Annotated in this window: 22 protein-coding genes; 15 read left to right on the top strand and 7 right to left on the bottom strand. The window is 71.6% G+C overall.

Annotated elements, in window-relative coordinates; genetic code table 11:
- The first annotated feature begins 77 nt into the window (after positions 1-77).
- Positions 78-818: a carbohydrate ABC transporter permease gene (locus QJS33_RS08670; RefSeq protein WP_306367366.1), complete on the top strand. Its 741-nt coding sequence runs from the start codon at positions 78-80 to the stop codon at positions 816-818.
- Positions 819-903: 85 nt separating this feature from the next.
- On the opposite strand, the gene QJS33_RS08665 is transcribed toward QJS33_RS08670, so the two are convergent.
- On the bottom strand, positions 904-2,481 hold the full coding sequence (locus QJS33_RS08665) for a long-chain fatty acid--CoA ligase (RefSeq protein ID WP_306367354.1): 1,578 nt from the start codon (positions 2,479-2,481) through the stop codon (positions 904-906).
- 333 nt (positions 2,482-2,814) lie between these two features.
- Between QJS33_RS08665 and leuS the strand changes: the two genes are divergently transcribed.
- The 3 genes from leuS (at position 2,815) to QJS33_RS08650 (ending at position 6,636) form a co-directional block, all read left to right on the top strand.
- Positions 2,815-5,310, top strand: a complete 2,496-nt coding sequence (leuS, locus tag QJS33_RS08660) for a leucine--tRNA ligase (protein ID WP_306367353.1) — start codon at positions 2,815-2,817, stop codon at positions 5,308-5,310.
- Positions 5,311-5,389: 79 nt separating this feature from the next.
- Positions 5,390-5,977 carry a hypothetical protein gene (locus QJS33_RS08655; RefSeq protein ID WP_306367352.1) on the top strand — a complete coding sequence of 196 codons (588 nt, stop codon included), beginning with the start codon at positions 5,390-5,392 and terminating at the stop codon, positions 5,975-5,977.
- Positions 5,977-6,636, top strand: coding sequence for a hypothetical protein (locus QJS33_RS08650; protein ID WP_306367351.1), 660 nt, complete (start codon positions 5,977-5,979; stop codon positions 6,634-6,636). Before QJS33_RS08655 ends, QJS33_RS08650 begins: the two co-directional genes overlap by 1 nt.
- Positions 6,637-6,840: 204 nt before the next feature.
- Here the strand turns inward: QJS33_RS08650 and QJS33_RS08645 are convergent, their stop codons facing one another.
- Positions 6,841-7,917 carry an alpha/beta hydrolase family protein gene (locus QJS33_RS08645; RefSeq protein ID WP_372339616.1) on the bottom strand — a complete coding sequence of 359 codons (1,077 nt, stop codon included), beginning with the start codon at positions 7,915-7,917 and terminating at the stop codon, positions 6,841-6,843.
- 244 nt (positions 7,918-8,161) lie between these two features.
- Positions 8,162-8,896: a transcriptional repressor LexA gene (gene lexA, locus QJS33_RS08640; protein ID WP_306367349.1), complete on the bottom strand. Its 735-nt coding sequence runs from the start codon at positions 8,894-8,896 to the stop codon at positions 8,162-8,164.
- A gap of 539 nt (positions 8,897-9,435) precedes the next feature.
- Here lexA and nrdR point away from each other — a divergent pair.
- The 6 genes from nrdR to QJS33_RS08610 all read left to right on the top strand — a co-directional run bounded on the left by nrdR (position 9,436) and on the right by QJS33_RS08610 (position 14,766).
- The gene (gene nrdR / locus QJS33_RS08635) at positions 9,436-9,924 is read left to right on the top strand and encodes a transcriptional regulator NrdR (RefSeq protein WP_306367348.1); all 489 of its coding nucleotides are present in this window, start codon (positions 9,436-9,438) and stop codon (positions 9,922-9,924) included.
- A 92-nt stretch (positions 9,925-10,016) separates the two neighbouring features.
- Positions 10,017-12,812, top strand: coding sequence for a vitamin B12-dependent ribonucleotide reductase (locus QJS33_RS08630; RefSeq protein ID WP_306367347.1), 2,796 nt, complete (start codon positions 10,017-10,019; stop codon positions 12,810-12,812).
- Between the two features lie 49 nt (positions 12,813-12,861).
- Complete coding sequence (locus tag QJS33_RS08625; RefSeq protein ID WP_306367346.1) at positions 12,862-13,173, top strand: hypothetical protein; 312 nt, start codon at positions 12,862-12,864, stop codon at positions 13,171-13,173.
- Positions 13,174-13,242: 69 nt separating this feature from the next.
- A complete protein-coding gene (locus QJS33_RS08620) occupies positions 13,243-13,659 on the top strand; it encodes a prevent-host-death protein (RefSeq protein ID WP_306367345.1) in 417 nt (138 codons plus the stop codon).
- On the top strand, positions 13,656-14,081 hold the full coding sequence (locus QJS33_RS08615; RefSeq protein ID WP_306367344.1) for a cytotoxic translational repressor of toxin-antitoxin stability system: 426 nt from the start codon (positions 13,656-13,658) through the stop codon (positions 14,079-14,081). The genes QJS33_RS08620 and QJS33_RS08615 overlap by 4 nt, the downstream gene beginning before the upstream one ends.
- 256 nt (positions 14,082-14,337) lie before the next feature.
- Positions 14,338-14,766: a CBS domain-containing protein gene (locus QJS33_RS08610; RefSeq protein ID WP_306367343.1), complete on the top strand. Its 429-nt coding sequence runs from the start codon at positions 14,338-14,340 to the stop codon at positions 14,764-14,766.
- 14 nt (positions 14,767-14,780) lie between these two features.
- Here the strand turns inward: QJS33_RS08610 and QJS33_RS08605 are convergent, their stop codons facing one another.
- On the bottom strand, positions 14,781-15,077 hold the full coding sequence (locus QJS33_RS08605; RefSeq protein WP_306367342.1) for a hypothetical protein: 297 nt from the start codon (positions 15,075-15,077) through the stop codon (positions 14,781-14,783).
- A gap of 274 nt (positions 15,078-15,351) precedes the next feature.
- Between QJS33_RS08605 and QJS33_RS08600 the strand changes: the two genes are divergently transcribed.
- Both QJS33_RS08600 and QJS33_RS08595 read left to right on the top strand, forming a co-directional pair.
- Positions 15,352-17,118 (top strand): SPFH domain-containing protein, encoded by a 1,767-nt coding sequence (locus QJS33_RS08600; RefSeq protein WP_306367341.1) that lies wholly within the window; start codon positions 15,352-15,354, stop codon positions 17,116-17,118.
- Entirely contained in the window at positions 17,119-18,561 is a 1,443-nt protein-coding gene (locus QJS33_RS08595) for an SPFH domain-containing protein (protein WP_306367340.1), read from the top strand.
- A 70-nt stretch (positions 18,562-18,631) separates the two neighbouring features.
- On the opposite strand, the gene QJS33_RS08590 is transcribed toward QJS33_RS08595, so the two are convergent.
- The 3 genes from QJS33_RS08590 to QJS33_RS08580 all read right to left on the bottom strand — a co-directional run bounded on the left by QJS33_RS08590 (position 18,632) and on the right by QJS33_RS08580 (position 20,351).
- Complete coding sequence (locus QJS33_RS08590) at positions 18,632-18,823, bottom strand: hypothetical protein (RefSeq protein ID WP_306367339.1); 192 nt, start codon at positions 18,821-18,823, stop codon at positions 18,632-18,634.
- Between the two features lie 181 nt (positions 18,824-19,004).
- Positions 19,005-19,661 (bottom strand): hypothetical protein, encoded by a 657-nt coding sequence (locus QJS33_RS08585; RefSeq protein WP_306367338.1) that lies wholly within the window; start codon positions 19,659-19,661, stop codon positions 19,005-19,007.
- An 81-nt stretch (positions 19,662-19,742) separates the two neighbouring features.
- A complete protein-coding gene (locus tag QJS33_RS08580) occupies positions 19,743-20,351 on the bottom strand; it encodes a DoxX family protein (protein ID WP_306367337.1) in 609 nt (202 codons plus the stop codon).
- Positions 20,352-20,536: 185 nt separating this feature from the next.
- Here QJS33_RS08580 and QJS33_RS08575 point away from each other — a divergent pair, with 185 nt between their 5' ends.
- The 3 genes from QJS33_RS08575 to QJS33_RS08565 all read left to right on the top strand — a co-directional run bounded on the left by QJS33_RS08575 (position 20,537) and on the right by QJS33_RS08565 (position 24,647).
- A complete protein-coding gene (locus tag QJS33_RS08575; protein WP_306367336.1) occupies positions 20,537-21,247 on the top strand; it encodes a ribonuclease HII in 711 nt (236 codons plus the stop codon).
- Positions 21,248-21,415: 168 nt separating this feature from the next.
- Positions 21,416-23,857, top strand: a complete 2,442-nt coding sequence (locus QJS33_RS08570) for an AAA family ATPase (protein ID WP_306367335.1) — start codon at positions 21,416-21,418, stop codon at positions 23,855-23,857.
- A 58-nt stretch (positions 23,858-23,915) separates the two neighbouring features.
- Positions 23,916-24,647 (top strand): nucleotidyltransferase family protein, encoded by a 732-nt coding sequence (locus tag QJS33_RS08565; RefSeq protein ID WP_306367334.1) that lies wholly within the window; start codon positions 23,916-23,918, stop codon positions 24,645-24,647.
- Positions 24,648-24,656: the final 9 nt, after the last annotated feature.

The following is a 24,656-nucleotide window of genomic DNA, read 5'->3' as shown; positions in this document are numbered from 1 at the left end:
TGCGCCTGACCCGGTTCGGCGGGCGGGCCGCCGGGGTGACCGCGATCCTGCTGTTCACCCTGTTCCCCGTCTACTTCATGCTCTCCAGCGCGTTCTCCGACCGGATGACCTCCGCCGTCGGAACACTGGTGCCCCGCGACCCCACCCTGGACAACTTCGTCCACGTCCTGACCGAGGGCGACTTCGGGACGTACATGCTCAACTCGCTGGCGGTCGCCGGCATCACCGTCGCCGGGGCGTGCGTGCTGTCGCTGCTGGCCGCCGTGGCCGTGGCGCGTTTCCGGTTCCGTTTCCGCACCGCGATCCTGGTGCTGATCCTCATCGTCCAGATGGTCCCGCTGGAGGCGCTGGTCATCCCGCTCTTCCTCCAGGTCCGGGACCTCCACCTGCTCAACACCGTGCTGGGCCTGGGCGTCGTCTACATCGCCCTGTCGCTGCCGCTGGCGGTGTGGATGATGCGCGGGTTCGTGGCCGCGGTCCCCAAGGAGGTCGAGGAGGCCGCCTACATCGACGGCGCCTCCTGGCCGGTCATGTTCTGGAAGGTGCTGTTCCCGCTGGTCGCGCCCGGCCTGGTGGCGACCGCGATCTTCTCGTTCATCATCGCCTGGAACGAGTTCGTGCTGGCCCTGACGTTCATGCAGCAGAGCGACAAGTACACGGTCGCGGTGGGCCTGCGGCAGTTCTTCGGCGAGTACGCCAACGAGTGGGGGCACGTCATGGCCGCGTCCACCCTCATCACCCTGCCGGTCATGGTCTTCTTCGTCATCGTGCAGCGCTGGCTGGCCTCCGGGCTGGTCCAGGGCGCCGTCAAGGGCTGACCGCGTTCACCGAAGGACCCGGGGAGGGGAACGAGGGGGGCGGGGCCCGGCCGGGCCCCGCCCCCTCCGTGGGCCCCGCAAGGGGTCAGTCGCGCAGCTCGCGCTTGAGGATCTTGCCGGTGGCGGTCATCGGCAGGCTCTCGCGGAACTCGATCTCACGCGGGTACTTGTACGCGGCCAGACGCTCCTTGGACCACTCGGTCAGCGCCTCGGCGGTGAGTTCGGCGCCCTCCTTGAGGATCACGAACGCCTTGATCTCCTCGCCGTGGGTGTCGTGGGGGACGCCGACGACCGCCGCGAGGCTGACCGCCTCGTGCCCCATCAGGACCTCCTCGACCTCGCGCGGGTACACGTTGTAGCCGCCGCGGATGATCATGTCCTTGGACCGGTCGATGATGAAGTAGAAGCCCTCGTCGTCGCGGCGGGCGATGTCGCCGGTGCGGAACCAGCCGTCCCTGATCACCTCGGCGTTCACCTCGGGCCGGTTGTGGTAGCCCTTCATCACCAGGTGGCCGCGGACGGCGATCTCGCCGACCGGGTCCTCGTCGCCGGTCTTGACGACCTCGTTCCACTCCGGGTCGATCAGCTTCATCTCCACGCCCCACACCGGCTTGCCGATCGAGCCGGTCTTGGCCTTGACGTTGGGGTTGTTGAACGAGGCCACCGGGGAGGTCTCGGACAGGCCGTAGCCCTCCTTGATGCCGACGCCGAAGGTGTCCTGGAAGTCCTGGGCGAGCTGGGCCGGGAGCGCCGCACCGCCGGAGACCGCGTCGACGATGTTGTCCGCGATCGCCTTGAGGTCGTACTTCCCCTCACCGGCGGAGCGCACCGCGTTGAGCAGGCCCCAGTACATGGTGGGCACGCCCGCGAAACCGGTGACGCCCTCCTTCTCCATCAGGCGCAGGGCCTCGTCGCCGTCGAAGCGCGGCATCAGCACCAGGGTCGCGTGCCGGTACAGGGCGGCGTTGAGCATGACGGTCTGGCCGAAGATGTGGAACAGCGGCAGCACCACCAGGGCCACGTCGCGGCCGTCCGGGTGGGGGTTGACCAGGCTGGAGGAGCCGATCGCGTTCATCATCAGGTTGTTGTGGCTCAGCTCGGCGCCCTTGGGCTTGCCGGTGGTGCCGCTGGTGTAGATGATGACGGCGGTGTCGTCGGAGTTGGCCTGGACGGTCTCGAACTCGCCGGGCTGGCCCTCCAGGGCCTTCCAGAGGGTCTGGGCGCCCTCGATGGCGGACTCGGTCGCCCCCGGGGAGGCGGGCAGGTCGATGTAGGTCTCGCAGGTGTCCACCTGGTTGAACGCCTCGAAGGCGCGCTCGCCCAGCGGCAGTTCCGGGCTGCCGGTGAACGCGAAGATCGCCTTGGCGCCGGAGTCCTCCAGGTGGTAGGCGATCTCACGCGGGGTGAGCAGGACGTTGAGGGGGACGACCACCGCGCCCGCCTTGAGCGCGCCGTAGTAGACGAAGGGGAAGTACGGCAGGTTGGGGCTGGCCAGGGCCACCCGGTCACCGGGCCGGACACCTCGGGAGACGAGGAGGTTGGCGACCTGGTTGGCGATCATGTCGGTGATCGCGTAGTTCAGACGCAGATCGCCGAAGACCAGGCAGTCCTTCTCCGGGACGGATCGGGCACCGTCCTCCAGGACCACGGACAGGTTGAGCATGGGGCCTCCCGCAGGCAGATGTGTCCGGAGACGACAAGGCAACGGGACCCGGGTGTGACCCGGGTCGCGTGTTCTGCGCCACTCTCGGACTGAGTTGACGGCAGAGTAACAAACCGGGCGGTCGGTGTGGAGGGGAAAGGGGTCCGTAATCTCACGCAACGCGCGGTGACGCACGGTGACGAACGCGGGGCGTTCCGGTCGGCCGGGGGCGTCGTCCACAGGCGGGGAATCCCGTCCGCGCCCCGGCCCGCCAGCCGATAACCTGAGGGGGAATGGATCTTGCACACGGGTCCGCGGATCCCGTGTACGACCGAACCGAGGGAACAAGCAGCGATGACAGCGGTAGACGGCGACCAGACGACGGGCGACACCTACGACGCCCGCGCCCTCCAGGACAAATGGCAGGCGCGCTGGGCCGCCGAACTCCCGTTCCAGGCCGACGAGGACCCGGGTGACACCCGGCCCCGCAGCTACATCGTCGACATGTTCGCCTACCCCTCCGGCGACCTGCACATGGGCCACGCCGAGGCCTACGCCATCGGCGACGTCATCGGCCGCTACCGCTTCCAGCGCGGCGACAACGTGCTGCACCCCGTCGGCTGGGACTCCTTCGGCCTGCCCGCCGAGAACGCCGCCATCAAGAACAACTCGCACCCCGCCGAGTGGACCTACGCCAACATCGAGACCCAGGCGGCCTCCTTCCGCCGCTACGGCATCGCCGTCGACTGGTCCCGGCGCATCCACACCAGCGACCCCGAGTACTACAAGTGGAACCAGTGGCTGTTCACCCGGTTCTTCGACCGCGGCCTGGCCTACCGCAAGGACGGCCAGGTCAACTGGTGCCCCAAGGACCAGACCGTGCTGGCCAACGAGCAGGTCGTCCAGGGCCGCTGTGAGCGCTGCGGCACCGAGGTCGTGCGCCGCAGCCTCAACCAGTGGTACTTCAAGATCACCGACTACGCGCAGCGCCTGCTGGACGACATGGACCAGCTGGAGGGCGGCAACTGGCCGGACGAGATCCTGGCCATGCAGCGCAACTGGATCGGCCGTTCCACCGGCGCCGACGTCGACTTCGCCATCGAGGGGCGCGACGAGCCGGTCACCGTCTTCACCACCCGGCCCGACACCCTGTACGGCGCCACCTTCTTCGTGGTGGCCGCCGACGCCGACCTGGCCGACGAGCTGTGCGCCCCCGAGCAGCGCGAGGCCTTCGAGGCCTACCGCTCCGAGGTCGCCAAGCTCTCCGACATCGAGCGCCAGACCACCGAGCGCCCCAAGACCGGCGTGTTCCTGGGCCGCTACGCGGTCAACCCGGTCAACGGCGAGCGCATGCCCGTCTGGGCCGCCGACTACGTCCTGGCCGACTACGGCCACGGCGCCATCATGGCGGTCCCCGCCCACGACCAGCGCGACCTGGACTTCGCCCTGGCCTTCGACCTGCCCGTGCGCGTCGTCGTCGAGACCGGCGAGCCCGACCCCGCCGAGACCGGCGTCGCCACCACCGGCGAGGGCAGCCTGCGCGACTCCGGCCCCCTGGACGGCCTGTCCAAGGCCGAGGCCATCGAGCGCATCATCGGCGTCCTTCAGGAGCGCGGCACCGGCAAGGGCACCGTCAACTACCGTCTGCGCGACTGGCTGCTGTCCCGTCAGCGCTACTGGGGCACGCCCATCCCGATCATCCACTGCCCCGCCTGCGGCCAGGTGCCCGTCCCCGACGAGCAGCTGCCCGTCACCCTGCCCGAGCTCAAGGGCGCCGAGCTGGCCCCCAAGGGCGTGTCCCCGCTGGCCTCCGCCACCGACTGGGTCAACGTCGACTGCCCGTCCTGCGGCGGCCCCGCCCAGCGCGACACCGACACCATGGACACCTTCGTGGACTCGTCCTGGTACTTCCTGCGGTACATCTCGCCGCACCTGGACACCGCGCCCTTCGACTCCGACCTGGTCAACGAGTGGGGCCCCGTCGACCACTACATCGGCGGCAAGGAGCACGCGACGCTGCACCTGATGTACGCGCGCTTCTTCACCAAGGTCCTGTACGACATGGGCATGCTGTCCTTCACCGAGCCCTTCCGCCGCCTGACCAACCAGGGCCAGGTCATCAACCAGGGCCGGGCCATGTCCAAGTCCCTGGGCAACGGTGTCGACCTGGGCAAGGAGATCGACGCCTACGGTGTCGACGCGGTCCGGCTGACCATGCTGTTCGCCAGCCCGCCGGAGGAGGACGTCGACTGGGCCGACGTGTCCGTCGTCGCCGCACAGAAGTTCCTCAACCGGGCCTACCGGGTGATGAACGAGGCCGGTGCGGCCTCCAAGCCCGGCACCGACCCGGCCACCGGCGACGCCGCGCTGCGCCGCGCCACCCACCACGCCATCGACCAGGTCACGAACCTGATCGAGGCCAAGCGGTTCAACGTGGCCATCGCCCGTGTCATGGAACTGGTCTCCGCCGCCCGCAAGGCCATCGACTCCGGCCCCGGCGCCGCCGACCCGGCGGTGCGCGAGGCCGCCGAGTTCGTGGCCGTCTCCCTGTCCCTGTTCGCCCCCTACGTGGCCGAGGAGGGCTGGGAGCGACTGGGCCACGTCGGCACCGTCGCCGTCGGGAACTGGCCGCAGGCCGACCCCGCCCTGCTGGTCCAGGAGACCGTGACCTGTGTCGTTCAGGTGCAGAGCAAGGTCCGTGACAAGCTGTCCGTTGCGCCCGACATCGACCCGGCCGAACTGGAACGGCTCGCGCTGGCGTCAGAGAAGGCGCAGGGCTTCATCGGCGACAAGCAGATCCGCAAGGTGATCGTGCGCGCGCCGAAACTGGTGAACATCGTCGTCGGCTGACCACCGCGACGGCGGCCGCGGGTAGCGGCCGCCGTCGCACCTCGGCCGATCGGCGACCGGACAGGGAGGCGGTGACCGGTTGGGTCCCCTCGCACGGGCGGGTGTGATCGCGGTGGGCGCGGTGGTGGTGTCCGCGTTGGCGATCGGCGGCGGCCTGTGGGCCGCACAGGACGACCCGGACCGACCCCACCCGGGGGACGTCCACACCGCCGCACCCGAGTGCGGCGACCCCGGGGAGCTGCTCGACGAGCACCTGCCCGGCGCGGTCCGCGACCTCGCCGACCGCGGGCCGCTCACCGGCGGTGCGGGCACCGTGTGCCGGTGGACCTCCGCCGGGACCTCCGACACCCCCCGCCAGGGCGTCCTGCGGGTGGAGTACTCCGCCCTGTTCACCGACCCCACCGCCGAGGAGCCCGTCCCCGGTGCGGACCGGGCGAGCGCGGCCGCCACCGCGCTGGCCCCCGCCACCGCCGAGACCGTGGACCTGTCCACCGGCCGGGGACTGGTGTGGCGCGGCGGGCCCGGCGGCACCGAACTCGCCTTCTGGGCCGACAATCTCCTGGTCCGGGTCTCCTACACGGCCGTGACCGGTGGCGAACCCGTCTCCCCTGACGAGGGACGGGCCACCGCCGTCGCCTTCGCCGAGCGGATCGGAGCCTCCCTGTGATGCCCCCCGGGCACCCGCCCGAGACCGTGCCCTCCAGCCAGCCGCAGAGCCGGGGCTGCGCCACCGTCGGCGTGATCGCCCTCGCCCTGCTGCTGCTCTCCGCCGCGGGCGGCGCCGTCTGGTACGTGCTGACCCGCGAGGACCCCGAGACCGGCGTGTACGACGCGGCCCCGGGCTGCGAGGTCGGCGAGACCGAGGCCCTGGACGCGCGGGTGCCCGAACGCGAGCTCACCCTGGAGGAACCCATCGGCGGCGCCGCCGACCCCTTCGGCCAGGGCTGGCAGTGCCGCTGGGCCACACCCGGCGGCGACGGCGACTCCGTCCCCGCCACCGCCACCCTCGTCATGGTGGCGGCGCCCAACCCGGGCGGGGTGGTCACCGCTCAGGAGAGCTTCGCCGAGACCACCGGCGCCCACCGCACCTCCCCGGTCGACGACCTGGGGGAGCAGGCCGCGACCTGGATCGACGAGACCGGCTACACCGCTTCCTGCGTCGCGGTGCGGGTGTCCAACCTCTACCTGGAGACCTGCTACTCGGCCGCCGCCGGGTACGACGGCCGCGAACCCGCCGACGAGGAGCGCCTCGCCGCCGGAGCCGAGGAGATCGCCCGCGCCACCGTGGACGCCCTCCCCGCGGAGATCGTCCTGGAGGACGACTGACCGTGAGGACGTGCGGCGGCTGCTCCGGCGAGTCCGATCCGTCGGCCGACCGATACCCACAGGTCGTTCTTGGGACGATCCGCCGGCCTGTTCGGAGGAGCCGCCGCACGCGACCGGACGGGCGCCCGTGACCCCGTAGGGGCATCCGCCTCCACGGGGTGCGTGGCGATGCCGTACGCGGCGTCTCCGGAGCCGCGCCGCCGGTCACCAGGCGGTGTCGACGAACTCCGTCAGGGCGGGGGCGATCTGCGGGGCGAAGGGGCGCTCGGCGTCCAGCACCGTCGCACCCGGCTCGTCCTCGTAGACGCGGAGGACGTGGTCGGCGTCGGGGACGTCCACCCGCTCGGCCTGCGGCAGGCCGGTCATCAGCCGGTCCACCTCCTCGCCGGTGATCTGGGCGTCGGCCTCGCCCCACAGCACCAGGACCGGGGTGCCCTCGGGCAGCTCGGCGGCCAGTTCCACCGGGTCCAGTTCGTCCATCCGGGCCAGGAACGCGGCGTTCTGCGGCGAGTACAGGGCGCCGACCATCTCGGTGAGGTCGCCGGGGATCTCCCGGCCGCCGCGCAGGGCGGCTCGCGCGGCGCGGGCGTCGGAGAGCAGGGTCACCGCCTCCGTCCCGGTGAGCTGACCCGCCGCCTCGACCGCACGCACCTGCTCGGTGAGCTGGCGGTCCAATACGTCCAGGTAGCGGTCGCCCACCGGTGCGGCCAGTACCAGGGCCGGTGCGGCGTCCACCAGCGTGTGGGCGCGCAGTGCGTAGAGGGAGCCCTCGCTGTGCCCGACCACCGCGGTGCGGGCCGGGTCCACCTCGCCCTGCCCCACCAGCGCCTCGTAGGCCGCGGCCGCCTGGGCGTCGAACACGCCCGGGTCCACCGGCGCGTCCGGGTCGAGGCCGCCCAGACCGGTCTCGCCGCTGCCGAGCTTGTCGTAGCGCAGCGAGGCCACCCCGGCTTCGGCCAGGAGACGTGCGAAGTTGAGGTTGGTGTCCGCGTCCGGGCGCAGGTCGCTGTTGCCGTCGCGGTCGGTGGGGCCGCTGCCCGAGACGATCAGCGCACCCGGTACCGGGCCGGACGTGTCCTCCGGCAGGGTGAGGGTGGCGAACACCTCGACCCCGTCCACGGTGAAGCTCAGCTCCCGTTCGGACCCCGCCACCCCGGGCGGCGGAGCGGCATCCTCTTCGGCCGGGGTGCAGGCGGAGGTCAGCAGCAGGGTCGCGGCCGCGGCGGCCGCCACGGTGCGCCCACGGGCACACGAGAAGACGAGGGAAGCGAACACCCCCATAGCCTAGGCGCCCGGGACGGTGCCGAAGGCCCCGGGCGGCCCGGAGCGGCGGGAGGACGAAGAGCGGGGGTACCGCGTTCGGGGCGGTCCCGTTCCTTCGCCCCCGTCACTGCGGCCCGTGGGCCGCACCCGTGTGTCCGCACAGGTGCGACCCGCCCCCGGTTCCGGTCCGTGAGGGCTCTGCCCTGCGCAGTTCCGTGCCCGGTCCCGCCCCGCGGGGGCGGGCCGGGGTGGACGTACCGGTTCAGACGCGGCGCATCACGGTGACGACCTTGCCCAGGATGGTGGCGGCGTCACCGTTGATCGGCTCGTAGGCGTCGTTGCGCGGCATCAGCCACACGTGCCCGTCCTCGGTGCGGCGCAGCACCTTGACCGTGGCCTCCTCGTCCAGCAGCGCCGCGACGATGTCCCCGTTCTCGGCGTCCGGCTGCTGACGGACCACCACCATGTCCCCGTCGGTGATGGCGGCGTCGGTCATCGAGTCGCCGACCACGGTGAGCATGAACAGCCGGCCCTCGCCGACCAGCTGCCGTGGCAGCGACAACACGTCCTCCACCGACTCCTCGGCGAGGATGGGGCCGCCCGCCGCGATCCGTCCCACCAGGGGCACCCGGGTGGCGTGCGCCGGGTCCGATCCCTCCGCTCCCTCGGCGGGGAACAGGGCGCGCACCCCGGGGCGGCCCGGCTGACGCAGCTCCACGGCCCGCGGCCGGTTCTGGTCGCGGTACAGGTAGCCCTTGCGCTGGAGCACCTTGAGCTGGTGCGCGACGCTGGAGGGGCTGGACAGGCCGACCGACTCGCCGATCTCCCTTATCGACGGCGGGTAGCCGCGCTCGCGCAGGTACCGCTGAATGCAGTTCAGGACGCTCTGCTGGCGGGCGGTGAGCTTGGGCGGCTCCTCGGTTGCGCCCGCGTCGCCCGCGGGCGAGAGAACGGTGGTGGTTCCGGAATCCAGGGGTCCGGGATTCTCCTCCGGCACGGCCGGCCTCCTCGGCATCGGTTCGGTCAGGGCCTGCTTGCACGACTGGCCACCACCGGTCTGCGACCGCTCCGGACCTTGCGTCCACGTGATGGCGAAACCGGCGTGAAATCAAGGCCAACGTTAGTCGTTGCGCACGGTGATATCAAACAAGCGTTCGAGGTCTGTGGACAATTGCCGAGGGGGTTTCCGCGGCGCTTTTCCGGCCTCACTTACGTGTGTACACGTGTTCACGTCGCGTCGCCCACGAAATGGCGGAAGATGTGCCGTCGGGTTCGAGAACGGGGGATGCGGGGCGGATCTCCCCCGGACAAGGGGTCGGCCGAAATCCCGGAGCCGCGCGGTGGAAGGGGATTCGCGGCGATATCCTGGGCGGCGCACGGGTGTGACACGCGGGGCGCGTGAAAGTTGCGGTTCGTCCGACCCTCCGACTAGGTTCGACCACAACATCTGGTGTCGCTGTTTGAAGCGCCGACCCAGGAGTTGTGGTTAAGTAGACCCAGGGTTGTCAGTTCGGCGAGGGAAGCAGGTGAACCTGGATGCACTGTCCGTTCTGCCGCCATCCGGACACCCGGGTGATCGACAGCAGGTCCACCGACGACGGCGCGGCCATCCGCCGCCGCCGCTCCTGCCCGGCCTGCGAACGCCGTTTCACCACCCAGGAGACCGTCCTGCTGATGGTCGCCAAACGCTCCGGCGTCACCGAGCCCTTCAGCCGGACCAAGATCATCGCCGGGGTCCGCCGCGCCTGCCAGGGCCGCCCGGTCTCCGAGGACGCGCTGGCCAAGCTCGGCCAGCAGGTCGAGGAGGAGATCCGCGGCCGCGGCGTCGCGGAGGTCCCGGCCCACGAGATCGGTCTGGCCATCCTGGGGCCCATGCGCGACCTCGACGAGGTCGCCTACCTGCACTTCGCCAGTGTCTACCGCGGTTTCGAGAGCCTCGCCGACTTCGAGGCCGAGATCGCCAGCCTGCGCAGCGACCGCGAGGCCGAGGCCCGGGCCAGGGAAGAGGCCGACACCAAGGCCTGACGCACCGCTCCCCGGGGGCGCCGAGGGAACGCCCCCGAACAACGGTTCCGCGCGGGCCCGAGCCCGCGCCACACCTTCGGGGGGACTCCGCCATGACGGAAACCACCAGCGGATCGACGGGACGCAAGGGCAAGGGGAGGCGCAAAGGGCTGAAGATCCCGCGGATCTTCACCACCGAAGGCGTCCACCCCTACGACACCCTGGAATGGGAGCGCCGGGACGTCGTCATGACGAACTGGCGCGACGGAACGGTGAACTTCGAACAGCGCGGGGTCGAGTTCCCCGTGACCTGGTCGATGAACGCCACACAGATCGTCACCGGGAAATACTTCCGGGGCGCGCTCGGCACCCCGGAACGGGAGTGGAGCCTCAAACAGCTCATCGACCGGGTCACGGGCGTCTACACCCGCACCGGACGCGAACACGGGTATTTCGCCACCGGGGCCGACGCCGAGGTCTTCGACCACGAACTCAAGTACGCGCTCGCCCACCAGTTCTTCAGCTTCAACTCCCCCGTCTGGTTCAACGTCGGAACCCCGGCGTCCCAGCAGGTCTCGGCGTGTTTCATCCTGTCGGTCGACGACACGATGGAGTCGATCCTCGACTGGTACAAGGAGGAGGGGATCATCTTCAAGGGCGGCTCGGGGGCGGGGGTCAACCTCTCCCGGATCCGCTCCAGCAAGGAGCTGCTCTCCTCCGGCGGGAGCGCCTCGGGGCCGGTGTCGTTCATGCGCGGCGCCGACGCCTCCGCGGGCACCATCAAGTCCGGCGGGGCCACCCGGCGGGCCGCCAAGATGGTGGTGCTCGACGTCGACCACCCCGACATCGGGGAGTTCGTCGACACCAAGGCGCACGAGGAGCGCAAGATCCGGGCACTGCGCGACGCCGGGTTCGACATGGACCTGGGCGGTGCCGACATGGCCAGCGTCCAGTACCAGAACGCCAACAACTCGGTGCGGGTCTCGGACGCCTTCATGCGCGCGGTCGAGAACGGCGAGCGCTTCGGCCTGGTCGCCCGCACCTCCGGCGAGATCGTCGACGAGGTCGACGCCAAGGCCCTGTTCCGCCGCATGGCCGAGGCCGCCTGGGAGTGCGCCGACCCGGGCGTCCAGTACGACGGCACCATCCAGGACTGGCACACCACCCCCGAATCCGGACGCATCACCGCGAGTAACCCGTGTTCGGAATATCTCCATCTGGATGATTCGTCCTGCAACCTGGCGTCGATCAACCTGCTCGCGTTCCTGCGCGAGGACGGCACGTTCGACGTGGCGGGGTTCACCCGGCTGACGGAGCTGGTCATCACCGCGATGGACATCTCCGTGACCTTCGCCGACTTCCCCACAGAGAAGATCGCCGAGATCACCCGGGCCTACCGCCAGCTCGGCATCGGCTACGCCAACCTCGGCGCCCTGCTCATGGCCACCGGCCACGCCTACGACTCCGAGGGCGGGCGCGCCGTCGCCGCCGCGATCACCTCGCTGATGACCGGCGTCGCCTACCGGCGCAGCGCCGAGCTGGCGGGCGTGGTGGGCCCCTACGAGGGCTACCGGCGCAACGAGGCGTCCCACATCCGGGTCATGCGCAAGCACGCGGCCGCCAACGACGCCCTGCGCACCGTCGGCACCCTGGAGGAGCCGATCCACGCCGCCGCCACCCGCGCCTGGGCCGACTGCCTGGAGACCGGCGAACGCCACGGCTGGCGCAACGCCCAGGCGAGCCTGCTCGCGCCCACCGGGACCATCGGCTTCATGATGGACTGCGACACGACGGGGATCGAGCCGGACTTCTCGCTGGTGAAGTTCAAGAAGCTGGTCGGCGGCGGGTCCATGCAGATCGTCAACCGCTCGGTGTCGCGGGCCCTGGGCCACCTCGGGTACCAGCCCGAGCAGGTCGAGGCGATCGTCGAGTACATCGCCGAGCACGGGCACGTGGTCGACGCGCCCGGGCTGCGCGAGGAGCACCACGCTGTGTTCGACTGCGCCATGGGCCGCCGGTTCATCGAGCCCATGGGCCACGTGCGCATGATGGCCGCCGTGCAGCCGTTCCTGTCCGGGGCGATCTCCAAGACGGTGAACGTTCCCGAGGGGGCCGCCGTCGAGGACTTCGAGCACATCTACTTCCAGGGCTGGAAGCTCGGCCTGAAGGCGCTCGCCGTCTACCGGGACAACTGCAAGGTCGGCCAACCGCTGTCCACCGCGAAGAAGGAGCCGCAGGAGGCGGGGGCGCCGCCGCGGCCCGTGCGGCGGCGGCTGCCCAAGAAGCGCCCCAGCGAGACCACGTCGTTCTCGGTGGGCGGCGCCGAGGGGTACATCACCGCGGGGTCCTACCCCGACGACGGGCTGGGCGAGGTGTTCATGAAGCTCGGCAAGCAGGGGTCCACCCTGGCCGGGGTCATGGACGCGTTCTCCATCGCGATCTCCATCGCCCTCCAGTACGGGGTGCCCCTGGACACGTACGTGGAGAAGTTCACCAACATGCGGTTCGACCCCGCCGGGATGACCGACGACCCCGACATCCGCATGGCGCAGTCGGTGATGGACTACATCTTCCGCCGCCTGGCGCTGGACCACCTGCCCTACGAGGAGCGGGCGGCCCTGGGGGTGTTCTCGGCGGCCGAGCGGCAGGCGCAGCTGGCGGGGGAGGACTCGGCCCAGGTCGCGGCGCAGGTGGAGTCCTACGCCCAGTCGGCGCCGACCGGCGAGCGGGAGCCGCGGGTCGCGCCGTCCGCGCGGGAGACCGGGGCGCACTCCACGGCGGAGGTGGTCGAGCGCACGCAGGGGTTCGTCGCCGACGCCCCGCTGTGCGTCACCTGCGGGACCAAGATGCGCCCGGCGGGGAGCTGCTACGCCTGTGAGGGCTGCGGTTCCACCAGCGGTTGCAGCTGAGCCGGGGGCGCTCCCGCCGCTACGCCCGCGATGAACGGAGGGAGCGCCCGTGGCACGTACCGCCCACCATGTGAAGGCCCACCGGGAGGGCAGGCCGCTGGTCGGCCTGCGGTACGCCCGCGGCCGTCCGCCCGAGCGGGTGGTCCGCCGAGTACGGGTGCACGAACTCGCCCGGGTGCTCTTCGGCTCCCCGGGCCCGGAGGCGGCCGTCGCCGAGCGCCGCGAACGCCGCCGCGCCCGCCGGGCCGCCGACCTGGCCCGCCGCGCGGTCACCGCCGCCGGGAACCTCGCCCCCGACGCCGCCGAGGAGGTCGTGTGGCCCCCCGGCCGCCACCGCCGCGGCGCCCTCCGGTCCGCCTGAGCCATGTCATGTACGTGACGTACGTCGAGTACTTATGATGGGGGTTCGGCGATACCACCGGAGGTCTTCATGGGTGCGGTCCACTACGACAGCTACACCGAAGCACGGGATCACCTGAAGGCCCTGCTGGACGCCGCGGAGCGCGGCCGGGTCGCGACGGTGCGCAGACATTCCGCCAGATCGGCCGTCGTCGACGTCGAGCGGCTGCGCCGCCACCTGGCCGCGGTCACCACGTGGCGGGCCGAGGTGGTGTCGGAGAACGACGGATTCTCGGTGTTCATCCCCGGAGTGCCGGTCGCGGCGGACGGGGCCACTCTGGAAGAGGCCGTCGCCGAGATGGCCGAGGCGCTGCGCGAATACGCGCAGGACTGGCAGGACCGTCTCCTCGACGCCCCCAACCACCGGGAGAACTGGGCCCTGGTCCAGCTCGTCGAGCTCAGCGACGATCGGCAGTTGCGTGCCTGGCTCCTGGGGGAGGCACCGTGACCTGGCCTCCTCCCACACGCGACGACCACGAGCGGTTCTGCAGGACCGAGGGGTGGTCACCGGTCAGTGACGCCCGCGGCCGGACCGGGACCCACCACGTCACCTACGAACTGGTGCTCCTCGACGGGCGTGTGCTGCGGACCCGCGTCTCCCGTCCCGTCGACCGCACCGATTACGGCGGGAGTATGTGGGCGCACATCCTCCGGGACCAGCTGGAAGTCGACGAGGGGATGTTCTGGGCGTGCGTCCGTGACGGGACACCGCCCGATCGCGGGTTCCCCGCCGAGGCCGCGGATCCGCTGCCCGTCGAACTGGTCCACCTGCTTACCACCCGGGCCGGTGTTCCCGAGGCCGAGATCGCCGGTATGGGCAAGGAAGAGGCGGTGGCCCGCATGCAGAGGTATTGGCTCGAAGGCGCGTGAGCCGTACCCGGAACGCCCTGTCCGGGGCGGGGCGAGGCGGGAGCATCTCCGCCGGGATCAACGGAGACGGGTCCCCGAACGCGTGGTGGACCCGGCGCGGTGCCGGGACCCGGGGCGGGTGCGCCGCCCGGGGCGTGCTGCCGGCGGAGCGGGCCGGTCCCACCGAACCCGTCCCGTGGGGCGGACACCGGTGGTTGGGCGTGCGGGGCGGCGGGTAGCCCTTCAACAGCGACACGCCCGCGGGAAGGTGGACCCCATGCTGATCGCCGCGATCCTCCGGACGAAGGGACCCGACGTGGTGCGCGTCCCACCCGACGCGACCGTCGCGCTGCTGCTCACCGAGCTCGCGCGGCACAACATCGGCGCCGTCGTCGTCGCCGACGGCGACCGGCTGCTGGGCATCGCCTCCGAACGCGACGTGGTGCGCGGCCTGGAGCGGCACGGCGCCGACCTGCTGGCCGCGCCGGTCTCCTCGATCATGACCGCGGACGTGGTCACCTGCACGCCGCGCGACACCGTGGAGGAGATCGGCGAGACCATGACCCACCGGCGGTTCCGGCACGTCCCGGTGGTGGAGGACGGCCGGTTGGCGGGCATCGTCAGCATCGGCGACGTCGTCAAGAGCCGGGTGCGGGGCCTGGAGTACGACCGCGCCCAGCTGGAGGCCTACATCCACGGCCGCTGACGCCCCGCTCGCGGTCAGTCGCGTTCGGCGGCGACCGCGACGGCGGCGGTGGCGGCGGTCACGCCCAGCACGGCCGGCCAGGAGCCGATCTTCTTGGCCAGCGGGTGGGACAGCCCGAACGCCGCCACGTAGACGCCGGTGAGGGCGACGGCGGTGCCCAGCCCGGGGCCGCGGCGCCAGGTCTCGAACGCGGCCGCGCCGAACCCGGCCAGGACGGCGCCGCCCAGCGGCCGGTTCCCGGTGGCCCTGGCCACGGCGTAGCCGCCGATGAGCCCGGCGGTGGTCAGGACGGCGCTCGGTACGGAGGCCATGGGAACTCCTCGTGTTCGGGGCGGGTGGGTGCGGAAACGACGTTATCGCCCGTGTCCCGGGGGTGCCATTCGGCGCGCTTCCGACGCTGAGGGATCACCGTCCGGCCACGCTCCGGGAGCACCCCTGGGTTCCGGGCATGACATATGCGAAGGTCGAAGCCATCCGCTATGGCGTTCGTCCGGCGGGGACCGCCGCCGACCTGGAACCGGTCCCCGGTACGCGGCGTCGAAGCAGATGGTTCCCACACATCTCCGAACCTAGGAGTTCCCGCCCATGTCGTTCGCGCAGACGGTGCGCGGCGCGGCCGCAGCGGTCGCCCAGGGAGGCGATCCGCGGCAGGCCGTGACCGATGTCCTGCAACAGACCTCCAGCCAGGTCACCGAAGGCGGTGGACTCGACCCGAGCGACTTCGTCGCCGCCCGCGACCAGGGCGGTTCCGTGGGCACTCGGATCGAGCAGAAGACCGCCTCGCTCAACAACGCCGGTGAGGCCATCAACCGCAGCAGCTACGAGCGCGGCCCGGACGGCCCGGTGCACGTGGTCTGCCCGATGGTCATCCCGCGGGGCCGCACGTTCGTCACCATGCTCCCGGCCGTCGCGCTCATCGCGCTGGGCCTGGTCGGCGTACTCTTCATCCTCCTGCCGTATTCGCTGGCCGGCGGCAACGCGCTGCTGAACCCGTTCTTCGGCGTCCACTACTGGATCATCACCATCGCCGTCACGGCCTTCATGTGGTGGCGCCAGGGCATGGTCATGGTGCCGGAGGGCTGCGTCGCCATCGTCACCCACTTCGGGCGGATGGAACGCATCTACCCGCCGGGCCTGGTGACCCTGTTCAACCCGTGGAAGCGGGTGTCCTACATCGTGAACGTGGTGCGCGAGTACCCGTTCAACGCGCCGATCCGCTCGGCCCCCACCAAGAGCGGGGTGCAGGCGTCGGTGGACCTGTTCGTCCAGTTCCAGATCAAGAACCCGGAGGGGTTCGTCTACACGCTGGGCGGCGTGCACGGCTTCCAGGAGAAGCTCAACAACGCGATCAGCGAGACCACCCGCAGCCTCATCTACGAGCAGGAGGCCTCGGCGATCTACGACCTGGTCGGTGAGAGCACCCAGGGGCTGCTGGCCCAGCTCAACCGCCAGTTCAGCGACATCGTCGTGCTGACCAGCGCCAACATCACCCACGCCGAGCCCTCCAGCCAGGAGTACCGCATGGACCTGGCGGCGCCGGAGATGGTGCGGGTCGCCAAGGACGCCTACACGTTCGAGTACGAGCTGCAACTGCGCAAGGAACAGAACGAGGGCGACCTGAACAAGGAGCTGGCGACCCTCAACGAGACGCTGTCGGCGATCCAGGCCGACATCGCCCAGTACCAGGCGCAGATGGACACCGCCCTGGAGCGGGAGACCAACCGTGCCCGCGCACTGGCCCGCCAGCGGTTCGTGGAGGCCGAGTCCGAGGCCAACGCCAACGCGGCCCTGTTGCAGGCCCAGGCCCTGGACATCCGCGCGGTCAGCGCGGCCGAGGCCCCGGAGATCCTCAACTACCGGTTCCGCGAGTCCCTGTTGGAGAAGCTGTCGGACGTCGCCGACAGCCTGCCGCAGGTGCTGCGGATCGGTTCGGGCGACGCGGCCAGCGTCGACTACCTGCGCATCGCGCAGGAGATCATCGGCCAGGCCGACGCCGCCCTGTTCTCCCAGGAGGACATGGACGCGATCCGCGCCCGCCTGGGCGACATCAACGCCCGCATCTCCGAGCGTCAGGACGAGATCGACGCCCTGCTGCGCGCGGACGGCACCGAGCCGGAGCGGGCCGCCGCCGCGGACGAGCAGGCCCCCGGTGAGGACCTGGTCGAGGAGATCCGCCAGTCGGTGTCCGACCAGGCCATCGACGAGCGACTGGCCGAGGCCCGCGACGCGGGGCCGGCGTCGCAGGAACCGGGCCCGGACGCCCCGCCGGCGGGCGAACCCTACGCCGGTCCGCAGGATCCGCCGCTGCCGCCGTGGTCCCAGGGGCCCGGCCCGTTCGAGGGAGGTCGCTAGATGAGCCAGCCGGTCAATGGCAGGAGCGGCTCCAGCATCAAGGAGTCCCTCTCCTCCTGGGGCGATCTCGCCGGGCTGCTGCGCGGCGGCGACCAGGGCGCCGTGGTGCCCGTGGTCATCCCCAGGGACAACCGCGGCCTGCGGTGGATGGTCCTGGTGTGGATCGGGCTGTTCGCCCTCACCTCGGGCCTGGTCATGTCCGTCAACGTGGCGGTCGAGGGCGCGCTGTCCGCACCGATCAACGCGGTGCTGGCGCTGCCCTCCCTGTTCGTCGGCGTCGTCTCCATCGTGGTGGCGGTGCTGTGGTGGTGGCGCGGTTCGATCATCGAGATCGAGCACGGCACCCAGGGCATCCTCACCAAGTACGGCAAGGTGCAGAAGGTCATCGCCCCGGGCCGCCACTACCTGTGGCACCCGTGGAAGCGTGTGGACTACGTGGTGGACACCAGCACGGAGATCCCGTACACGGCGCCGGTGGTGGCCTGCCCGACCCGGGAGAACGTGCCGCTGAAGTCGATCGAGTTCTTCCTGAAGTTCCGCATCCACGACCCGCAGCGGTTCGTGCTGACGATCGGCGCCAGCAACTTCGACCTGGTGCTGTCCAGCGTGGTGCAGGACGCCATCCGCCAGCGCAGCCGCATGGTGCGCACCGAGGCCGCCTACGACCTGCGCGGGTCCAACGTCGAGGACATGCGCAACCTGCTCAACCAGCAGTTGGAGAAGTACGGCGTGCACATCACCGGCTGCAACATCCCCGATGTGCAGCTGCCCAACCAGTACCAGCAGCACCTGGCCACCCGGGAGCGGGTGTCCAAGGAGCTGGTGGCCTACGAGCAGGAGTGGGAGCTGACCCGCAAGCGCCGCATCGACACCCTGCTGATGGACATCGAGCGGTCCAAGAAGGTCCGGGACGCCAAGATCGTCGAGGTCAACGCGTCCCTGAACAAGGCCCGCAAGGACGTCGCGCAGATGCTCCAGGAGCAGGAGACCGAGGCACAGCGGGTGCGCTACGAGATCGAGACGCGCGGCCGGGCCGACCTGGTCGCCGCCGAGAACGAGGCCAAGGCCCAGCGGCGCCTGGCCACCGCCTACCGGGACAACCGGGCGGTGCTGGAGTACGAGCTGGCCCGCCGCCGCCTGGACGTGGGCGCGACGCTGGCCGAACGCGCTCCGCGTCCGGTCGTGGTGCAGACCGAGGCCGGGTCGGGGGATTCCTCGGCGCTGTCGACGCTGCTCACCGCACAGCTGCTGCCGCAGGTGCTGAACGGCTCGCGGACCTCGGGCCCGTCGGCCAAGGCGGCCGAGGGCCTGGAGTCGGCCCGCGGCGCGGTCGCCGCCGCTGCCGCCCGCCAACAGCAGCTGGCGGAGGAGTACCAGGAGCAGCAGGACGTCGCGATGCGGCGCCAGTTCGAGAACGGGGAGGGGTACGGCGGCCGCCGCTGACCCGTCCTCTCCCGTGAACGCGGAAGGGCTCCGCGGCCGTCGTGGTCGTGGAGCCCTTCTCCGTGTCGGGTCAGCCGCGGGGGGAGAGGTCGGCGTAGCCCGCCCCGATGTCGATGCCGTTGCGGGCGGCCAGTTCCACCAGGTCCTCGATCTCTCCGGCCTGGCCGAGGGCCAGGTCGTCGTCGCCCCGGGCGTGGGCCCGGCGCAGCGCGGTGATCGAGTCGTGGATGCGCAGGTGAAGGGTGAGCGTGAATTCGCGCATGAGTCCTCTCCTGAAGGGTTCGCCGTCGGGCCGGGGTCAGGGGGACCCCTCCCGGGCGCTTCCCTGTCTACACGGCCAAGGTGAGAACCACATTGGAGGAGCACAAGCCGCGGCAAAGGCACGAGGAAGGGCCGGGGGTATCCCCGGCCCTTCGGTGATCCGTTCCCGCGCGGTCCGGTGCCTAGTGCTCCACCCACACGTACCAGTCGTCGGTGACGTGTTCGTAGATGCGCGTGCCCTGCCCGCTGACGAACACGCCCTCGGGGAGGGTCTCGCCGCTGTGCGCCAGCCCGGCGCGGCCCACCAGCCCGGCGCCCTCCACCTCGTAGTGGAGCACCCCGTCGGCCACGCTGAGGCTGCGCAGCGAGTACAGCCCGGCCCGCTCCCCGTTGAGGGGGATGGCGGAGGACTCGTCGGCCCGGTCGGACAGGGCCAGCAGGTCCTCGGCGGAGGCCTGCACCCGGGCGCTCAGCGGCACGTCGGCCGCGGAGACGCCGATGGCCAGGGCGGCGATCAGCGGGGCGGAGATCCAGCGCAGCCAGTAGTGGCGGATCATCGGCCGGGCGACGGCCAGGGCGATGCCCAGGCGCAGCGCGCCCATCCCGGCCAGCAGCAGCCCGCCGACCAGGCCCACGACGAAGGCGGTGAGGTTTCCGGAGGGGACGCTGTCCTCGAAGAGGATGATCAGGGCCACCACCGTGCAGGAGGGGATGTAGAGCCGCCCCGGAGGCCGGGAGGCCCAGCTGATGAGCCGCCGCCCCAGGGTGGGCTTCTCGGCGATCTCGATCAGTTTGGCCACGGACCCGTCAGGGGTCGGGCCGGAACCTACGGCGGACATGGTGTTCCCCTCACCGAATCCATGCTGGTGACGGACGCGGTCCCGGGAAGGCGCGGGAAGGAGGAGCCGGAACGGGCCGCGTCACAGTTGATACGGCCGACGTACAGCGGCCTGTCCCACAGGATAGAGCAGTGGCGGAGCGTGTTCGGGTCGACGCGTGGAAATGGCGGGGGGTTTCCCCGCCGCCCGGTCCGGGTGGGGGCGGGGCGTCCTGCGGCGTTCGGGACGCTCGGAGGATTCGGGGGCCAGGACGAGGTGGTCCCAGGACCACCGTCCGCCGTTGACCGCCATGAGCAGGCACACCGCTGTGACCAGCACCGTCACCGGCCAGGAGTCGAACGGGGAGAGCCCGGGGGCGGCGGGGGAGAGGGCGCCCAGCACCGCGCACAGGGCGAGCAGGGGGCCGGCGAGCCATGTGAGCAGGCCCACGGCGAAGGACAGCGAGGTGGCGACCATGAGGGCGGGTAGGAGGTGGACCGCCAGGGTGGGCAGGGGTGTCCCGGACTCGGCCAGGTGGGCGGCCAGCCGCGCCTCCTGGCCGCGCAGGGCAAGGCCGTGGTCGGCGAACACCCAGCCGACGCCGATCCGGGTCAGTGCGGCCCCGATGTCGTACAGGCCGCGGCGGCGCAGGCGGACGCGCGATCGGGGGCGTGGCCTCTGGCTCCGGGGATGCCGGGTGGGGCGCTGCATGTCCATTCCTCCGGGTCACACCTGTGCGCGATCCTGACAAGCGGAAACTACCCAAAGTCATGGGCGCTGACTCGTTGTGATGAGCGGCGAGTCGCGCAAAGACCCGTTCCGGACGTCCGCTCCCGGGATCGGGCGGATGCGGTGCCCGTACCCCGCGGGCGTCCTCGGCCCCCTAGTCTGGGAGCGTGTCGATCTCCGAGCCCGCCGCCAAGGCGCCCGCCGCACCTCCCGCCGCGCCCACCTACGAGGTGGAGGACCGGCTGCGTGCCGCCGGAGCACGGGTCGTCGCCGGAATGGACGAGGTGGGGCGCGGGGCCTGGGCGGGGCCGCTGCTGGTCTGCGCGGCCGTTCCCGGCGAGGGCGAACCGCCCGCGGGCCTGACCGACTCCAAGCGCCTGACCCCTGCGCGCCGCCGCGACCTGGCCGCCAGGCTGGAGCCCTGGGTGGCCGATCACGCCTTCGGCTGGGCCGAGGCGACCGAGATCGACGAGGTCGGCATGACCGAGTCCCTGCGCCGCGCCGCCCACCGTGCCCTGGCGGGGCTCACCGTCCGCCCGGACGCCGTCCTGCTGGACGGCTCCCACGACTTCATCGGCCGCCCCTGGCGGGTCCGCACCCAGGTCAAAGGCGACCTCACCTGCATCAGCGTCGCCGCCGCCGCGATCCTGGCCAAGGTGCGCCGGGACGCGTACATGGCCGAACTCGCCGAGCAGCACCCTGGCTACGCCTTCGAGAGGGCCGCCGGCTACCCCTCGCCCGTCCACCGCGCCCACCTGGCCGAGCACGGCCCCACCCCGCAGCACCGGATGAGCTGGTCCTACCTCGACGACCTGCCCCGTTGGAGCCACCTGCGCAGGCCCAGGCCCGGCCCCGGGGGGCAGATCCCCCTGCTGTGACCGCCCCGGCCGTCCGGTGCGCGGGGGCGACACGCCGCCCCGCACTGGACAACCGGGGGCGGTTGCGGCAAGGCTGAAGGCGTGGCCGTCGACCCCTCGACCGCCCCTCCGGCCAGAGACCCCCGGTCGGAGGCACGCCTCCGGACCCCCACGCAGGAAGGGGCACCGATGACGCGCGACACGCGCCCCGGTACCGCGGTCCCCGGACCTTCCGGGCTGGAACGCCTGCGCACCCGATACCGGGCGGTCCCCCTGGCCAGGCGGTTGATCGCCGGGCTGGTCGCGCTCACCGTCGTCGCGGTCGCCGCCCTGGTCACCCCGGTACCCGTGAGCACCGCCGTCTCCGTCGCCCTCGCCCTGATCCTGCTCTTCGCCGCGCTGATGCGCTCGGCCGACGCCCTGGTCACCGTGGTCGTCTGCCTGGTCTGGACCGCGGTCGCCTTCCCGCTCTTCCAGCTCCCGCTCGCCGGGGAGCCGGTCACCCTGCTCGTCCCGGTGCTGCCGCTGCTCGTCGTGGCGGCCGGCACCGCCGTGCGCGAGTTCCCGGTCTGGCACACCGCGGCGCTGTCCCTGACCGCGGGCCTCATCTTCGGCTTCTCCCTTGCCCTGGTCGGCATGGTCGCCCCCGCCCCGCCCTCCGCCTGGGGGATCGGGGCGCTCTACGCCGCCGCCGGCGCCTGCCTGCTGTGGCGGCTGTCCTCCTCCCGGCAGATCCGCCGGGAGTCCGAGGCCGCCCGGGAGAGCGCCCGGTCCGACACCCGTCCGGTCTCCCGCGGCACCCCCGCCGAACGCGTCCAGGGCCGCGCCGACACCGCCCGCCCGGCCGCCGCCCCGGCCCGCGGGCGCCCGGCCGCCGAGGACGACTCCGAACCGGTGCCCGTCGACGAGGCCCTGGCCGAGCTGGAGGCGATGATCGGCCTGGACCCGGTCAAGCAGCAGGTCCGCGGGCTGGCCGCGTCCATCGAGGCGGCCCGGCTGCGCGCCGACGCCGGGTTCCCGGTCGAGCGGCCGTTGCGCCACCTGGTCTTCTCCGGTCCGCCCGGCACCGGCAAGACCAGTGTGGCCCGCACCCTGGCCACCATCTTCCACTCCTTCGGACTGCTGCCCACGGCCCGCGTGGTGGAGGCCCAGCGCGCGGACCTGGTGGGGGAGTACCTGGGGGCCACCGCCATCAAGACCAACGGGCTCATCGACGGCGCCCTGGGCGGTGTGCTGTTCATCGACGAGGCGTACTCCCTGGTCAACGAAGGCGACGGGCAGAGCGACCGGTTCGGCAACGAGGCGGTGCAGACCCTGCTCAAGCGCGCCGAGGACGACCGGGAGAACCTGGTCATCGTGCTGGCCGGATACGACAAGGAGATGGACGCCTTCCTGTCGTCCAACCCGGGCCTGGCCTCGCGCTTCTCCACCCGGATCACCTTCCCCAGCTACACCGCCGACGAGCTGTTCCGCATCGCCGCGACCCTGGTCGCCCAGCGCGGCGACGTCCTGGACGCCGAGGCGGAGCGGACCCTGCGGCGAAGACTCGACCAGGCCGTGCAACGTGAGGCCGTCGACGAGTTGGGCAACGGCCGGTTCGCCCGCTCCCTGGTGGAGAAGGCCGCCCAGGCCCGCGACGTGCGTGTGGTCACCTCCGGGATGGAGGGCGACCGGCCCGCGCCCCGGCCCGAGGCCGAGGAGCTCATCACCCTGCGGTCCGCCGACGTGATCGCCGCCTACGACGAGCTGACCGCGCGCCTGCCCGGGTTCGGCGAGGCCCCGGGCATCGAGGAGGCCCTGGCCGAACTCGACGCCATGATCGGTCTGGAACCGGTCAAGGCCCAGGTCCGCTCACTGGTCGCCCAGCTGCGGGTGGCCCGGCTGCGCGAGGAGCAGGGCCTGCTCAACCACGCGCCCATGCGGAACTTCGTCTTCACCGGGCCGCCCGGCACCGGCAAGACCACCGTCGCCCGGGTGCTGGGCCGGGTCTTCGCCGCCCTGGGCATGCTGGCCCGCGCCGACGTGGTGGAGGCCCAGCGCGCCGACCTGGTGGGCGAGCACCTGGGGGCCACCGCCATCAAGACCAACCGGCTGGTGGACCGGGCCCTGGGCGGTGTGCTGTTCATCGACGAGGCGTACTCGCTGATCAACCCGGGGTACGGCGGCGGGGACGCCTTCGGCGCCGAGGCGGTGCAGACCCTGCTCAAACGCGCCGAGGACGACCGCTCCCGCCTGGCGGTGGTGCTGGCGGGGTACCCGGCGGAGATGGAACGGTTCCTGGCCTCCAATTCGGGGCTGGCCTCCCGGTTCAACGTCCGGGTGCGCTTCCCGTCCTACAACGCCGACGAGCTCACCGCGATCGCCGAGGCGCTGGCCGCCCGCACCGGCGACGCCTTCGACGAAACCGCGGTGGAGGACCTGCGCAGCATCTTCTCCCACGTGTGCGCCGAGGGGTGGATCGACGAGCTGGGCAACGGGCGCTTCGCCCGCTCCCTGTTCGAGAAGGCGTGCTCCCAGCGGGACCTACGGGTCTCCCAGGAGGTCGGTGACGCGGCGACCGCCGCGGAGTTGACCGTCCTCACCAGCGCCGACGTCCGCTCCGCCTACGCCGAGGCCACCCAGCAGAGCTGACCTGGAACCGCCGACGGCGCACCGGGCAACGGATTCCACGTGCTGCTAGTGTCCGGTCATGACCGCTTCACCCTCAACCTCCGCGTCGCCCGTCACCCAGGCCCTGATCCTGGCCGGCGGGCAGGCCACCCGGCTGCGGCCCTACACCGACACCCGCCCCAAGGCGATGGTGGAGGTGGCCGGACGGCCCATCATCGACTACCAACTCGAATGGCTGGCGGGCCACGGCGTCGAACACGTCGTGGTCTCCTGCGGATACAAGGCCGAGGTATTGCGCGAGTACCTGGCCTCCCGCGGCGACGGCCCTGAGATCACCCTCCTGGTCGAGGACGAACCCCTCGGCCGGGGCGGCGCCCTGCGCTACGCCTCCCAGGGGCTGCCCGCGCAGGACGCGCCCTATTTCGCCCTCAACGGGGACGTCCTCACCTGGTTCCCGCTGGACGAGATGACCGCCCACCACCGGGCCAAGGGCGGCCTGGCCACCCTGGCACTGGCCCAGTTCCGCACCACCTGGGGCATCGTTGACGTCGACGACCAGGACCGGATCGAGGGGTTCACCCAGAGCCCGCTGCTGCCGGTGTGGATCAACGCCGGCGTGTACCTGTTCGAACCCGGCATCACCCCGCTGCTGCCGGTCAAGGGCGACCACGAGTCGTCCACCTTCCCCGACCTGGCCGGACAGGGGCGGCTCACCGCCTACCGCATCAGCGGGTTCTGGCGCGGGGTGGACACCGCGAAGGACGTCAAGGAGGCGGGAGAGGAGATCACCGCCATGCGTCAGGGGGTCTGACCCCGAACC

The sequence above is a fragment of the Nocardiopsis sp. CC223A genome, from assembly GCF_030766825.1.
GTDB lineage: Bacteria > Actinomycetota > Actinomycetes > Streptosporangiales > Streptosporangiaceae > Nocardiopsis.
Note: the sequence above shows the minus strand (reverse complement) of the source record. Positions and strands in the feature narration are given on the sequence as shown.

What these genes read in the sequence shown, in the direction of transcription:
- QJS33_RS08665 (WP_306367354.1), bottom strand. Translation starts at nt 2,481, where the DNA reads ATGCTCAACCTGTCCGTGGTCCTGGAGGACGGTGCCCGATCCGTCCCG.
- QJS33_RS08630 (WP_306367347.1), top strand. Translation starts at nt 10,017, where the DNA reads ATGACGGAAACCACCAGCGGATCGACGGGACGCAAGGGCAAGGGGAGG.
- QJS33_RS08600 (WP_306367341.1), top strand. Translation starts at nt 15,352, where the DNA reads ATGTCGTTCGCGCAGACGGTGCGCGGCGCGGCCGCAGCGGTCGCCCAG.
- QJS33_RS08670 (WP_306367366.1), top strand. Translation starts at nt 78, where the DNA reads ATGCTCTCCAGCGCGTTCTCCGACCGGATGACCTCCGCCGTCGGAACA.
- QJS33_RS08585 (WP_306367338.1), bottom strand. Translation starts at nt 19,661, where the DNA reads ATGTCCGCCGTAGGTTCCGGCCCGACCCCTGACGGGTCCGTGGCCAAA.
- QJS33_RS08610 (WP_306367343.1), top strand. Translation starts at nt 14,338, where the DNA reads ATGCTGATCGCCGCGATCCTCCGGACGAAGGGACCCGACGTGGTGCGC.
- leuS (WP_306367353.1), top strand. Translation starts at nt 2,815, where the DNA reads ATGACAGCGGTAGACGGCGACCAGACGACGGGCGACACCTACGACGCC.
- QJS33_RS08620 (WP_306367345.1), top strand. Translation starts at nt 13,243, where the DNA reads ATGGGTGCGGTCCACTACGACAGCTACACCGAAGCACGGGATCACCTG.
- QJS33_RS08645 (WP_372339616.1), bottom strand. Translation starts at nt 7,917, where the DNA reads ATGGGGGTGTTCGCTTCCCTCGTCTTCTCGTGTGCCCGTGGGCGCACC.
- QJS33_RS08580 (WP_306367337.1), bottom strand. Translation starts at nt 20,351, where the DNA reads ATGCAGCGCCCCACCCGGCATCCCCGGAGCCAGAGGCCACGCCCCCGA.
- QJS33_RS08565 (WP_306367334.1), top strand. Translation starts at nt 23,916, where the DNA reads ATGACCGCTTCACCCTCAACCTCCGCGTCGCCCGTCACCCAGGCCCTG.
- QJS33_RS08595 (WP_306367340.1), top strand. Translation starts at nt 17,119, where the DNA reads ATGAGCCAGCCGGTCAATGGCAGGAGCGGCTCCAGCATCAAGGAGTCC.
- nrdR (WP_306367348.1), top strand. Translation starts at nt 9,436, where the DNA reads ATGCACTGTCCGTTCTGCCGCCATCCGGACACCCGGGTGATCGACAGC.
- QJS33_RS08590 (WP_306367339.1), bottom strand. Translation starts at nt 18,823, where the DNA reads ATGCGCGAATTCACGCTCACCCTTCACCTGCGCATCCACGACTCGATC.
- QJS33_RS08650 (WP_306367351.1), top strand. Translation starts at nt 5,977, where the DNA reads ATGCCCCCCGGGCACCCGCCCGAGACCGTGCCCTCCAGCCAGCCGCAG.
- QJS33_RS08605 (WP_306367342.1), bottom strand. Translation starts at nt 15,077, where the DNA reads ATGGCCTCCGTACCGAGCGCCGTCCTGACCACCGCCGGGCTCATCGGC.
- QJS33_RS08570 (WP_306367335.1), top strand. Translation starts at nt 21,416, where the DNA reads ATGACGCGCGACACGCGCCCCGGTACCGCGGTCCCCGGACCTTCCGGG.